The organism is Pontiella sp. (assembly GCF_041622395.1).
GTDB lineage: Bacteria > Verrucomicrobiota > Kiritimatiellia > Kiritimatiellales > Pontiellaceae > Pontiella.
The window spans coordinates 1-13,769 of record NZ_JBFJYW010000071.1 but is presented as its reverse complement, the minus strand read 5'-3'; the positions used below and the strand labels follow the sequence as shown (position 1 = coordinate 13,769).

The following is a 13,769-nucleotide window of genomic DNA, read 5'->3' as shown; positions in this document are numbered from 1 at the left end:
GTTACCTGAGGCGGGATTTTTAGGCGGCTTGTCCGGGAAGGATGCCGGCCCCATCTCCATTTCCAACACGCCGCCCGACACGATTTCGGCATGCGTGATCCAATATCTTTCCAGCGGAGCGCCATTCAACGACATCGACTGGATATAGCGGTTTTCGGCTGAATTGTTGTTGGCGATGATGGAGAACGTCTTCCCCGGGTAGTAATCGGCATCCAGCCTGATTTCTATTCTGTTAAAAACCGGACTGGTGATCTGGTATTTGTTGTCCCCCGGACAAATGGGATGGATGCCCATGGCCACCAAAACGTACCAGGCCGACATCTGGCCAACATCTTCGTTTCCGCACAGCCCGTAGGCGTCGGTTCCATAGGCCGCGGCGCAAATGTTGCGGGTCCATTTTTGGGCGAGGTGAGGCGCTCCGGCGGCATTCAGCATAAACGGGACGTGGTGCACGGGCTCGTTCGGATGGTTGTAATAGTTATTCCAGAGGAAGTCGGCGGGGGTGTTTTCGAAAAACGCAACCAACGTATCCCTGAAACGGCCCTGCCCGCCCATCAATTGCTTCAGCCCATCCATATCGTGCGGAACGAACCACCCCTGCTGGAACGGATTGCTTTCGATGCATCCTTGCCCGTGTACGGTCTTTCCTTTCCAGGGCAACCAGGCGCCGGACTCGTCGCGCGCCCGGAACCAGCCGACCTCTTCGTTCCATATATTTTCATAATTCTTGCTCCGCCTGAAATATTCGGCGGCTGTTTCCCGTTTGCCCAGGGATTCGGCGAATTTGCCCAAGCACCAATCGGAATAGGCATACTCCAAGGTTTTCGAGATGCTGTTGGGCGTAAAGCCCAACGGCTCGTTTCCAAAGGTGTCGACGCTGTTTTTGCAATACTCGAACGCCTTCTCGACATCGTAGTTGCGGATCCCTTTTTCGTAGGCGTCGACGATGACCGAAACCGCCGGATTGCCCAACATGCATCCGGAATAGGAATTCAGCATTTCCCACCGCGGCAAATAGGCCCGGCCACTCAGCTCCGCCATTTGCAGCAAGGAGTTGATTTCGTCGTTCACCAACCCGGGATGGATAATCGTTTGCAGCGGAAACTGCGAACGGAAGACATCCCATCCGCTAAAGATGGTGCGATAGGTAAAGCCGTCGGTTCGGTGCACCTTTTTGTCTGCCCCGACATAGTTCCCATCGGCATCGGAAAAGGCGCGCGGATCAATCATGGTGTGATAAAGGGCGGTATGGAAAATCGTCTTTTCCGCTTCGGACCCGCCCGACACGGCAACTTGTTCGATCGCCTGGCTCCATAAACCGCGGGCCTGCCGGCGCACTGCATCGAAATCCCAGTGGTCGATATCGTGCTCCAGGTTTTTCCGGGCCCCGTCGACGCTCACGAACGAGATGCCGCATTTGAGCAAAACCCGCTCGCCCGCCTGGGTGGGGAATTCGGTGTAAAAGCCGAGGTGCTTTCCGCGCTTCTCGGTGGCGTTTTGAAAGCGCGGCGCGTTTGCCACGGCATCCTGATATGCCGGCTGTCGAATATGGCGCATCTTTCTGCCTTCGTCCGGAAGGTTGGCGCTCCAGATGCCCCAATTTTTCAGGGGCTTGCTGAACCGGCACCAGAAATAGACCGTGTAGTCGGCGTTGCCGGCGCCGGCCCCCCAGCCGCCGCCTTCCGGCGGGCATTTCATCCAACCCGAAATGGTATTCGCGTTTTCGACTCTTACGTACTGCTCGGTGGACGTGCCGCCGACCCGGCGCGACAGATCGTTTTGAATGCGCGAACGAGCGTTTTCGGGAAAGGTGAAGCGGATGATGCCGGCCCGCGGAGCCGCGGTTAGTTCGGCCCGCACGTCGTAGTCGTCCAACGTGACCGCATAGTAGCCGGCTTGCGCAACTTCCGTCTCGTGCGAAAAGCGCGAGCGATATCCGCGGTCGGGCTCCTCGGGAATCCCGCGGTTGGTGACGAGCTCCCCGGTGGTTGGCGTCACCAGGAAATTCCCCAGGTCGCCAAACCAGCCCACCCCGCTCATATGCGTGAAACTGAACCCTTCCAAGGTGGGGTGTTCGTAGGAGTATCCGCTGCCGTTGTCGCCCCCGGTAAAGGTGTCGGGACTCAGCTGGACCAGCCCGAAAGGCGTGGCCGCTCCCGGGAACGTTTTGCCGAAGCCGTGCGCATCCTTGGTTTTCTTGCCGTAGGTCACCGCCCCGATGATCGGATTAATGTAATCGACGGGTTCCTTTTCCGGCTGGGCATACGCCGGCAATAAGATGGCCAGCGGCAATAGGAAATGGGCTGTTTTTGATCTGTGCATGGTCCGCTCTGTTTTGGTGCAATCGTGCGCATCCCTGGATAGGAATCCGCCCGGGAAGGCATTCCCGAACGCGTCCGCCGTTGAGGATGTAGTTGAAGCCGGGGAGTTAGTCAACCATGAGCTCCGTTCGACGACAATGCGGAATTTGTTTGTTCCGCCCTTGGGCCCTGCTACTCTGTCGCGAAGATGAAAAAATTGATTCCAGCCCTGTTCGTTGCCTCCTGTTGCGTGGCCGATTTCGTGGATACGCGCAGCATCGAGTATGGCTTGCGGGAAGAGACGGAGGTGTTGGTCAATTCGCAGGGGCTGGCGCAACACGACCTGTCGATTCGCGGCGGCAGCTATGCGGGAACAGGCATTTCGCTCAACGGCCTGAACCTGAAGGTTCCCTATTCGGCGCACTTCAATTCCGACCTCCCTTTGCTTGGCCACCTGCTTTCGGCCCCGTCGGTGCAAACCGGGTTGGGCAATGCCTCCGGCCATTTGACCGGCACGGCCGACTATACCCTCCAAGCGCCCGGGCCGTTGACGCAGTATTCGGCGGGGATCGGCTCCCAGGAACGCTACCAGGCCACGGCAATCGGCGGCGGGGAAAACGTCGGCGGTTTCATCGACTGGGAAAAGGCGCACGGCGTTGATCACGACGCCAACGGCTCGGAGCGGTTCACGGGCGGCGCCACGCTTCGGTTTCTTAAGGACGACTGGCAGCTCGACTTCGTCGCCGCCAGCCAATCGAAGGAGTTCGGGGCGCAGGGCTACTACGGGATTGCGCCGGACACCTATGCCGAGCAAAGCACCTACGACCGGCTGCTGTTCCTCGGCGCAACCAAGGGCGAAATGGACGGCGCCTATGTGCGGACGAGCGCGGCGTATCGCGAATTCGACAGCGAATACCTGATTCCCTCCTCGCTTTACGCAAGCGACGTGCGCTCCCGCTACGGGGCGTTCGCGGTCGAGGGCCGCACGTTGGAAATCCAGCACATCGCGCTCTATCTGCGCGGCGACCTGGAACACGAGCGCGTGAGCAAGGATCTCGAGGCCGACCGCTCGCGCGGCTCGCTGTTGGCGATGCCGGAAGCGCGGTTCGAACGCTTTGCCCTGAAGGCCGGGTTGAACACTGTTTTCCAAACGGAGGAAAGTGCCGAGTGGTTGCCGCAGGCGGGCGTCGATTGGTTCGCCACCGACAATGCCACGGTCTATGCCACCTATTCGGAAACCGTCCAGCAACCCGACTTCCAGACGCTGGAAAACAATCCGTTGCTGCAGATGCAGAAATCGCAAAACACGGAGCTGGGCTTCCGGCAGTTCCTTTCGGCCAGCCTCGACTGGCGCGTGGCCGGCTTCCACCGCCGGCTTGAAAACGCATCGGACTGGATCAGCGGCGCGGCAACGGATCTGGGCAACCTGCATATTGCCGGCCTCGATTCGACGATCCGCTTTTATCCCTCGGAAAACCTGAAGCTCGAAGCCGCCTACCAGTGGGTGCACAAGGATAACGATCGCTCGGGCGGGCTCTACGAAACGGACTATCCCGCGCATATGCTCAACCTTTCGGCCTACTGGAAATTCCTCGACGAATTCGCCATCCGCTTCGCCCAAACCCTGCGCCTGCAAACCGGCAACCCCGCCCGCTCCGGCAGCGATTTCGGGGCCGATGCATCCCTGGGCTTGCATTATCTTCCGCGCTACGCCAAAACTATCCGCCTTTCGCTTCTGGTGGATAATTTGTGGGGTTCCGACTTCGAGGCCATCCCCGGTCTGGAGCCGGAACCCACCACCGTCACCGCCGGACTGGCTGTTCAATGGTAATGAACCACAAAGACACTAAGCGCACCTAGGTGCACCAAGCTTCGCGTCCTGCGTGCCTTTGTGGTTAAAAAACTGAGGTTTTAGAAATGGGTTTTGAAAAGGGATCGTTGGGTTTCCGCATGTTTTTCGCGTCGCGCGATTTGACGGTGGAGGATGTTGACAAGTTTGCGGCGCACGCGTTGCCGCCGCTGAACACGCTGGCCGAAGAAGAGATCCATGGCTGGGTGGCCGGCCGCCATTTGCTCGACCGGAACATCACGGAAGAGAACGCCTTTCTCGGCGGCTACCTGCGGCTGACGCTGGCGCAAGCCACAAAGAAAGTGCCCGCCTCGCTTCTCAATGCCGAATGCGCCGTCGAAGAGATCGCCGTCATGGAGGCCGATGGCAAACAATACCTCAAGCAGACCGAACGCTCCGAAATCAAGAAACAGGTCAAGGAGCGCCTGTTGCCGGACATGCCGCCGCAACTCAAGGGCATTGAATTCGTGTTCGACGAACGCTCCCACATGATCTACGCCTCGGGCACCTCCGAAAAACAGGTCGACGCCTTCGTGCTGAGCCTGATGCAAACCACGGGCTGCAGCGCCCAGCCCGCCGATCCCGACACCATGGCCGCCAAGACCGAAGGCGTCGATGTCCAGCATTGGGGTCCGTGCAGCTTTTCCGACGAACTCGAAGACGGGATGGTCGACGGCACCGCCGGACGCGAATTCCTGATGTGGCTTTGGTATTGCTCCGAAAAGCGCGGCGGAATCGAAAACGTGCCGGATGCCGGCGAGATCGCCTACATGCTCGAAGGGCCGCTCACCTTCGTGATGGAAGGCAAAGGCGCGCACGAGATCAGCCTGCGCAAGGGCATGCCGATGCTCAGCGCCGAACTGAAGAGCGCCTTGATCAGCGGCAAGAAACTGAAAAAGGCGAAGGTGCATTTCGTCCGCGGCGAAGAGACGTGGCAGTTCGCGTTCGACGCCGACGAGTTCGTTTTCCGCAGCCTCAAGCTGCCGCAGACCGAGACGTTCGACCGGGTTGGTAAATTCCAGGAGCGCATGGTGCTGCTCGAAACCTTCCGCGAAATCTTTTTCCACCTCTATTCCAAGTTCGTGAAGGAACGCAACGACGAAAAAGAGTGGAAAGAGACCCAGAAAGCCATGCGCCTGTGGGTCGCCGAGCGCCCGACGACGGCGTAGAAAAGCAAGCGGTTCCGGGTCTTCGAACGGCTACCTTTTCAACTCCTTCTTGAGCAGGCGGACGAATTTATCGGAGGGCCGGTGCTCGGCCCCCATCATGCAGGCCTGGATCCAGTTGCGTTCGAGCAGGTAGTGGCTGCGGTAGCTGATCAGCACGCCGTGCTCCTTGAGCTTGTCGCCGATGGTTTCCGACGAATGGATTTCCGGCAGGGCGATGGTGATGACGGCGGGCATGGCGCAGGCGTCGGCCGCCAGGATCGGTACGTCGATTTCGGCGAGCTTGCGGCGGATCGACTTCGACCATTTACGCACCTCGGAAAACCGCTTGCTCCAATCGTGCGACTCGAGGGCGGCCAACAGGGCGTAGACGAGGTTGGACTGCACGGTGAACGGGATGCCGCCCTCCTCTTGATAAAGCCCCAGATCAAGCACGCACGGAATATCGTCGGGCGCGGATTCGAGATCGTGGTTGTGGAAGACCATCGAAAGCCCGGCAATGGAAGCCAAGCCTTTGCCGCTGGTGCCGGAGGCGAGATAGACGCCGGAGAGGTCGACGGGGACGGTGCCGATGGAGCTGATGCAGTCCAGACAAAGCTTGATGCCGCGAGCGGCGCAAACCTCCTTGTACATTTCCAGATCGTTGAGTACGCCCGTCGAAGTTTCGCAGTGCACCCCCCAAATCCACTCAATGTCGGAATGCTTGTTCAGGATCTGCTCGATCTGGGCCCGGGCGAAGGCCTGCCCTTCGGGAACTTCCAGCGTGTGGAAAAAAAGCTTTGCTCCGTTGGCATTCCTGACGAGCCGGCGGCCGAATTCGCCGCTGACGAGGATCAAGCCGGTCTGGCAGAGCAACGATAACTGCGCGGCGACGGCGTCGTTGGCCAGCGTCCCGGTACCCATGAGAATTTCGACCTGCCGCGCCTGGGTGAGCCCGCACAGCAGTTCGCGGGCTTTCTGGAAATCTTTGGCGAAGGCATTCCCCCGATGGGAACAGGGCTTTTCGCCGTAGACCTCTTGCACCTGCCGGGAAAAATCGACGGGGCCGGGCAGGAAGTTGAAGAGCAAGGTGTCGTCGTTGGCCAGCTCGGGCTCGTCCTTGGCGAAGGCGCGGGAGCGCCCTTTCAGATCTTTGTAGGCCTCGAGCGTGAGATACATCGGTTGGTACTGCGCGCCCTCGGCGCCGACCAACGGGCCGAAGGGAACGAAGCCCAGGAATTTGTAGAGCTTGATCTGGCGCACGGTTCCCGAGATGACGGCAAGGTCGTGGCCGCAGTCGATGGCATGCTGCACCAGTGTTGCAATCAGCCCTTGCGAGATGCGGGTGTAGCGGTATTCCTCTTCAACGGCCAGCAGGCGGATCTCGCACAGCGAGCGCTCCGGCGGCAAATACGAATCGAGGTCCGGCAACTTGGCATCGAGCGAAAAGGGCCGTTTGTCGCGAAAAGCAATCATCCCGGCGAGCACCTTTTTCGCCTCGTGGACGCAGACAATGTAGGTGTTCTCTTCATGGAACTTGTCGGCCAGCTTCCCTTCGGGGTTCGGCGCGTGCTGGGGAATCTCTTCGACAAAGGTTTTGTAGTTGAGCGCATTGACCGCATCGATCTCCCACGGCTGATCCGCGATTTTAAAAATGAATCCATCGAGCAAACCCATCTAGGCCTCCTTTTGGGGTAATACTTCGGCAAACGCCTGGCGGATGCGTTCGCGATGAGCGAACAGAATGATGACCGATGCCCCCGCCAGCGCCGCAACCGTATGACCGGGCCGCTTGAGCGCGAAGGCCGCGGCGGGCAGCACGAGAAACGCCGCCAAACCACTCAGGATGAATCCGCGGCGAAACGCCATTAGCACCACGGTCAAACCGAGCAACAGCAACGCCAGGTAGGGATCGTATGCCAGATAGGCGCCAATGGCGGTGGCGATTCCGCGACCGCCGCGCAACTGCAACGGTAGCGGCCAGATGTGCCCGGCGATGACGGCGACCACCACGAGGGCTACGGCGGCTTCGCTGATCTCGAACTTGCGGGCAAGGAGTATGGCAACCACCCCCTTGAGCGAGTCGCCGAGCAGGGTGACGACAAACCCCGGCTTTCCAAGAATGCGGCCCACGTTGCGCGCCCCCACGCCGCCGCTTCCGTGTTCCCGGATATCGATCCCCGACTTCAACCGAACCACGTAGTAACCCGTACATACGCCGCCCAGCAAATAGGCGATCAATATACATATGGCATCCCTGCCGGCCATGCTTCCACCCCCCAGTACTGGCATACTCTTGACACCTTAACAGCGTCCAAATCTTTTTCAACGCGCAAGTGTGGAATGTTTGCCGACAAACCGGTTGTCGAAGCGTTTCCCCATCGGTAGTATGTTATCAAATCGCAAATCTCAACCCGGAGCCCGATATGAAATACTTCTGCATGCCTGCGGACTTTAAAACGGAAACCCTCGATGCCTATGCGGAAATCAACCGCACCCACGACGACGCCAGAATTGCCGAAACCTATGGAAATATTTCAGTGGACAACCAATTTGGCTCGGGCCGCACAACGCAGCATCTACCCCCAATAGACCTGAGCCAACTGAAAGCGTATGTAGCCCATTCGGCCAAGCTAAACATCGATTTCAACTATACGATCAACACCCCCTACATGAACAACATGGAATTCACCAAGGAGGGCGTGGCTGAATATCGGCGCTTCCTCACCGAGCTCTATGATGCGGGTATACGCAGCCTGACGCTCTCGCTCCCGGGATTGATCGAGATTGCGGCCGAAATGGAACCGGGATTCGCAATCCGCGCTTCGGTTCTGTGCAATATCAACAATGCGAACAAAGCGCTGGAGATGAAGCGGCGCGGTGTTGAACGCATCGTGGTCGACGAGTCGATCACCCGCGATTTCAAGACGCTGAAAAGCATCGTGGACGTATTCGGCGACAAGGTGGAAATCATCATCAATTCGTTCTGCCAGCAAGACTGCTCCTACCGCATCTTCCACTACAACCAGATTGCGGGCGATTCCATTTGCGTAGCCAACGGCATGGGCAGCGATTTCTACACGCACCGCTGTGCCTTGCGCACCCACAAGGATCCGAGCACGTTGATGAAAGCGGCATGGATTCGGCCGGAGGATCTAAAGTATTACAGCGACATCGGCATTGAATACTTCAAGATTCAGGGACGGACCACAGTCGTGACGGGCGATCCCTTGCGGGCACTGCAGAGCTATATCGACGAATCGTACGACGGCAATCTCTTTGAACTGCTTTTCCTGTTTTCCCCGGTCAACCCGCTGAAGATTAAGCTGGATAACCAGAAGCTGGATGGCTTCCTCAAACCCTTTGTCGAACAAGACCACTTCTGCACAAAGAACTGCGCGGAACATTGCTATTGCGATCGCTTCGCCAAGAAAGCGCTCGCCGGCACGGGCGCAGAAGAGGTTCTTGCGGCCGGGGCCCAGTTCCTCACCCAGAACGATCCCTATAAGCGGATTCAATAGAATCCGTAGCCCGGCAGGACGCTTCAGACCAGATTGAAGCGTCCCGGGGAAATGATATGGTTGGGGTCCAGCACCTTTTTGAGGTCGCGAACGGTTCGCCAGAACGGATCATCTTCGTTGACCACCGTTGGCATTGAGTTGATGCCCACCCGGTAAGGAGGATAGCCCATCTCCAAGTAGCGCGTTTCCATCTCCTGGATACAGGCTTTGGCGGCGGCAACCCGATCGCGCTTGCGACGGTCGAACGAGAGGCTAACCACACCTTCCATGGCCTTGGTATTCATAAGATTGAAGGTTAAGGCTGCCTCGAAGCCATGACGGGAAAACGTTTCGCGAGTGCAATCCGCCACCTCGAAGACGTCTTTTCCGCATGCAGGAACAATCGGCACGCAAAACAACACCCCGCTATTGCTTGCATCGGGATTGGGCGCGTCAAGATGATCATAATCCCCCGCCGACCAGTAAACGGACCTCAGGGTTTCATCGGTTGTCTCGCCACGGGTAAAGCCATACACCGTCCTAGCGGCCCGGAGCATCATCCATTGCTTTCGAACAAAAGGTATGAAGGAAAGGGCCTCACCGAGAGCCATGGCTTTACCGACCAAGGCATCGTCAAGAAACATGGTCTTGGCAAAATGCTTTAAGGATTTCCGAATCTCCTTCTTGGCCAGCTTGAGCTGGGCCTTGGTGCCGAGAACCCCTACGGCTGCGCTCCACGGACCGAAGCCGGCATCCTCAAGCATCCGGATGGCTTTTTCCCGGGTCGCGGCGCCTTCCGGATCGCCCCCTTCAACCAGCTGTCCATAAAGAAGCGGAGCCAGGGTGGCATAGGACCGCTCGCGGTTTCCGACATGCGCCACCGTTAGAAACACCCCGCTGGAACGCAATTGCACAAGCGCATCGATGAGCAAAGGCAACCGCTCCTCGTCGTCGATTTTAATAATGGCCGCCATGTGTGCTTCGGGTTTCGGCATCAGATCGATGCAGGCGGACGTTACGATTCCAAAATTCCCTTGCGGAAAAAGGCCGTCCAGCGACGGTCCGATGCCGGGGGGATGGAGATTCTTCGTTTTTGCATTTTCATAATGCCCGAACCCGGTTCGGATGGTTTCGCCGTTACCGAGTACAACCTGCATGCTGGACATGCCCTCGACGCGCGAATCAAAATAGCCCACCCCCCGATCCAAAGCGTTACCAATCAAACTGGTCTCGGATGCGGAACCCGTAACGTTGAGCATCAGTGGCAGGTTGTGTTCAGCAATATGAGCCAACAATTGCCTTTGCGTAACCCCAGGCTCAACAACGGCATAGTGATATTGAACATCGATCGCGATGATGCGGTTCATGCGGGAGAGGTCGACGATCGCCGCTCCGTCGCGCACAGGAAGCCGCGACCCCATACCCCACTGCTTTCCCGTACTAATCGGATAGAGCGGAACCTTATGGTCGTTGGCCACGGCAACGATTCGCTGCACCTGCTCATGCGTTTCAGGTTTGAGCACGGCGACAACCTGCCGTTCGGAAGCGCATACGCTTGGGGTGTAGAGCTCAAGCCCTTCGGCATCGGCAATTACGGCATCCGTGCCGAGTTCGGCTTCCCAAGCGGCGATGGCGACGGAGAGGGTATTCGACATGGCGAACTAGGCCTGGACCAAAGATTCGGGACTGGAAAAATAGCCCAAGGCGGTATGGGCCTGCGGCACCTTGACGGTGACGACCGAGCCCTCGCCGACCCGACTCTCGAACTGCAACGAGCCCCGGTGCTCCTCGATCACCTTCTTGGTGATGAACAGCCCCAACCCCGCCCCCTTTTCAATGGTGGCGGCCGTGTCGAACGGCTCGAAAATCCAGCGGATCTTTTGCGGGTCCACCCCACAGCCGTTGTCCTTGACCTTGACGTCGATGTCGTTGTTGGTAATTGAAAAAACAACGACAATGACGGGCGAGCATTGTTGATCGAGAGCTTCGACCGCGTTGTCGATCAGGTTCTGAAAGGCGCGCTTGACCTGCAGGCGCTCGCCGAGCATCTCATACTGGTCTTCCGGCCCTTCAACCTGAACAGAGAAGGAAATTTCGGAATGGGCGGCGGCATCGCGGAAGCAATCGGTCACGAGCTTGGGGAGGTTTAGGCGTTGCATCTGCGAAAAATCGAAGCGACCGAGCGAACGCCACGATTCAACCAACTCCGCGCAACGCTCCACGTTGGTTTCGATTTGGTCGAGGTATTCGCTCATTTCCTCGGAGGTCGATTCCTGCTTTTCCTTCAACTCGTAGTTCAGCAGGTCGAGGTAGCCGCGGATGATGGTGAGCGGATTGCGCAGGTCGCGTACCAGCTCCGACGAAGCCGCACCCAGAGAAGTCAGCTTGTTGGTCTTGCCGACTTCCCGGCTGAGCGACTGGGTCATCTTGTTCAGCTCTTCCTGCGCCTGCCTCTTGCGGGAATGCAACTTGGACCGCTCGACATACTTTTTCACGACGGCTTGAATTTCGTCGGTATCGAACGGTTTTTGGAGATAGTCGTTGGCTCCGAAGCGGATGGCCTGCTGGGCGGTTTCCAGATCGCCGTAGCCCGTAAGCATGACGATGGAGACGTTCGGATTGATCTCGCGGATTTCCTGCAACCCCTCGATCCCGCTTTTCTCCGGCATGCGGATATCCATGATGACCAGGTCGGGCTCCTGCTCGCGCAACAGTTGGATTCCGGCATCGACGCGCTCGGCCAAAAACATGTCGTAATCATATTTGAGAACCATCCTCAGACTTTCGCGCGGTCCGCGCTCGTCGTCGATGACCAATACCGTTCCCAACTTATCCGTTGTTTCCGCAATCATTTCATGTCCCTAAAAAGACAAGGAATATGTCATGGAAACGAGATTGGAATCAACCTCATAAGTTCCGGTTGTCGTTTCGCGGTCGTCGTAGATGCTGTAGGAATAGGCGAGATCGAGCTGGTGCATCCCCATCAAACATCCGAAACCAATGCCGAGCACGTGGCGATCGAGATCCGGGAGCAACGGCGAAGCACTGCCGTCCGGGATGGGCGACGGCAGATAGGTGTAACCCGCGCGAACGGCCAGGGCATCGGTTGCCGCCCAGTCGATCCCGCAGTTCAGGGTGAAGGTATCGTCCCAACTGTTGTCCAGGGCTATTTCGGCACCGCCCGCATCGATTGTTTGCGTGTCGTTGACCGACCATTCCAACCACTCGACCAAAGCCTCGACCTGAACGTTGTCCCTAACCTGAACGCCATAGCCGACTCCGAAGGTGTTCGGATATTTCAGCGTGGTCTGGAAATCGCCCGTATTCGGGTAGTCTGCCTTGAAATCGCCTTTATAGGTCACATCGACGCGGCTGCGGTAGGTCAGCGCAACGCGGTGGCCTTCGGCGGGCAGCCAAGTCAGGCCAACGTTTGCGCCGATGCCCCAACCATCGCCGCTACCCTCGACATCGAACGGCGCAGTTGGATCGCCCGACGGAAAGAGGGCTTTCAGCGTGAAGTCCGAATAGAAAATGTCCGCACCGATACCCAGATAAAGATTTTCCCGCAACTTGGCGGACGCCGTCGGATTGATATTCAGCACGACCACTTCCGCTTCGTAAGGAACCGCTTCGACAACCCCGGTGGCTGGGTTAACCAACGTCACGGCATCCCATGAAACGTTTTGCCCATACGGAGTCGAGAGCCCCAGCCCCACAACCAAGCCTTCCAACCCAACAGGTTGCGAATAGAAAATATTGGGAAGCACCTGCAACGGATCGTCCGATTTAAGCTCAACGCCGGGCAACGGCGAGTAAGTGGTTTCGGAACGGGCAAACGTCCCGGCCACCACCAGCGACTTTTCCGTCTGCATCCCTAGATTGGCCGGATTGTAGAATGTGGCGGACGCATCGTCCACAAAGGCCGCGTTTGCGCTCCCCTTCGCCAAGCCCTCTGCGGTTGGCGGCGGATTCCTGTAACCATCCGCCCCGACCCTTGACGCACCGGAAGATAGCAAAACCATTGCAACTAAGTATTTGCAACTATTCCTCATGGACTTACCCCCTGTATTGCTGGTTTGAATTCAATCGGTGAAGTTATAGCAATGGGCATGTCGGCTGTCAGCAAGAATTTCGCCCATAGGTAGTGTAATAATTCTTGATATATACAACATATTGATATTCTATCGTGTACAAAATTGTACAGGGATGTGGCACAGCGACCGGATGTTGCAAAGTGTCACCGATTCCAACGGGGAGTTCAGGCGCGTGATCGGCAAAAACAGAGTAGTTATAACCGGGCTGGGAGTGCTTGCGGCCAATGGCATTGGCAAAGAGGCCTTCTGGAATTCCCTCCTCGCCGGCGAGTCCGGCATCGGCCCCATCACCCTATTCGATGCGTCGGGCCTTTCATGCAGAATCGGAGGTGAAGTTCCCGGATTCGACCCGAAAGATTTCTTCGAGCCCAGGCAGAAGGCTAAACGGATGGGGCGGTTTTCCCAACTGGCATTGGTAGCAGCGAAAGAAGCGGTCTCCGATGCTGGATTTTCGATGGAGTTCCTCAAAACCATTCCCCAACTTCCAATAGTTCTTGGCGTTAGCACAACCGCCATGGATCTGCGCGCCGAACCTGCGACCTCTTATTCAGCCGTGACGGGCATACCTAATGCCGCCTCAAGCACCATTGCCTATACCTATGGACTGAATGCGCGAATACAAACGGTCTCTAACGGGTGCGCATCGAGCCTTGATGCCGTTACCGTAGCATTCGATATGGTTAGAAATAAGAAAAGCGATATCGCCATTGTAGGCGGTAGCGATTCAACGATCACCGAATATGTATTTCAGTGTATGTGCAAGTCGCGAAAAGTCTCGACGCAAAACGAGGATCCTAAACATGCCTGTAAACCGTTCGACCTACGGAGAGACGGAGGCGTTGCTGCCGAGGGAGCTGGACTGATCATCATTGAAAGCCTAG

At 57.5% G+C, this 13,769-nt stretch carries 10 protein-coding genes; 4 read left to right on the top strand and 6 right to left on the bottom strand.

Going from position 1 to position 13,769, the window contains the following annotated elements; translation table 11 throughout:
* A partial coding sequence (locus tag ABYO54_RS05980; protein WP_372807332.1) for a GH92 family glycosyl hydrolase occupies positions 1 to 2,322 on the bottom strand: 2,322 nt, incomplete at its 3' end.
* Between the two features lie 186 nt (positions 2,323 to 2,508).
* Between ABYO54_RS05980 and ABYO54_RS05975 the strand changes: the two genes are divergently transcribed.
* Positions 2,509 to 4,131, top strand: coding sequence for a TonB-dependent receptor plug domain-containing protein (locus ABYO54_RS05975; RefSeq protein WP_372807331.1), 1,623 nt, complete (start codon positions 2,509 to 2,511; stop codon positions 4,129 to 4,131).
* An 86-nt stretch (positions 4,132 to 4,217) separates the two neighbouring features.
* Positions 4,218 to 5,318: a recombination-associated protein RdgC gene (gene rdgC / locus ABYO54_RS05970; RefSeq protein ID WP_372807330.1), complete on the top strand. Its 1,101-nt coding sequence runs from the start codon at positions 4,218 to 4,220 to the stop codon at positions 5,316 to 5,318.
* 30 nt (positions 5,319 to 5,348) lie between these two features.
* Here the strand turns inward: rdgC and ABYO54_RS05965 are convergent, their stop codons facing one another.
* On the bottom strand, positions 5,349 to 6,971 hold the full coding sequence (locus ABYO54_RS05965; protein ID WP_372807329.1) for a GNAT family N-acetyltransferase: 1,623 nt from the start codon (positions 6,969 to 6,971) through the stop codon (positions 5,349 to 5,351).
* Entirely contained in the window at positions 6,972 to 7,586 is a 615-nt protein-coding gene (locus tag ABYO54_RS05960; protein ID WP_372807328.1) for a glycerol-3-phosphate acyltransferase, read from the bottom strand.
* Between the two features lie 134 nt (positions 7,587 to 7,720).
* Here ABYO54_RS05960 and ABYO54_RS05955 point away from each other — a divergent pair, with 134 nt between their 5' ends.
* Positions 7,721 to 8,815 (top strand): U32 family peptidase, encoded by a 1,095-nt coding sequence (locus tag ABYO54_RS05955; RefSeq protein ID WP_372807327.1) that lies wholly within the window; start codon positions 7,721 to 7,723, stop codon positions 8,813 to 8,815.
* Positions 8,816 to 8,838: 23 nt separating this feature from the next.
* Here ABYO54_RS05955 and ABYO54_RS05950 read toward each other — a convergent pair whose 3' ends face one another.
* From ABYO54_RS05950 to ABYO54_RS05940, 3 genes are read right to left on the bottom strand one after another with little or no spacing between them, the layout of a single operon-like run.
* Entirely contained in the window at positions 8,839 to 10,449 is a 1,611-nt protein-coding gene (locus ABYO54_RS05950) for an FAD-binding oxidoreductase (RefSeq protein ID WP_372807326.1), read from the bottom strand.
* 6 nt (positions 10,450 to 10,455) lie between these two features.
* Positions 10,456 to 11,646: a sensor histidine kinase gene (locus ABYO54_RS05945; RefSeq protein ID WP_372807325.1), complete on the bottom strand. Its 1,191-nt coding sequence runs from the start codon at positions 11,644 to 11,646 to the stop codon at positions 10,456 to 10,458.
* Positions 11,647 to 11,655: 9 nt separating this feature from the next.
* Complete coding sequence (locus ABYO54_RS05940) at positions 11,656 to 12,816, bottom strand: OmpP1/FadL family transporter (RefSeq protein ID WP_372807324.1); 1,161 nt, start codon at positions 12,814 to 12,816, stop codon at positions 11,656 to 11,658.
* Positions 12,817 to 13,000: 184 nt separating this feature from the next.
* Here ABYO54_RS05940 and ABYO54_RS05935 point away from each other — a divergent pair.
* Positions 13,001 to 13,769: beta-ketoacyl synthase (locus tag ABYO54_RS05935; RefSeq protein WP_372807323.1), on the top strand; the 769-nt coding region annotated here is incomplete at its 3' end.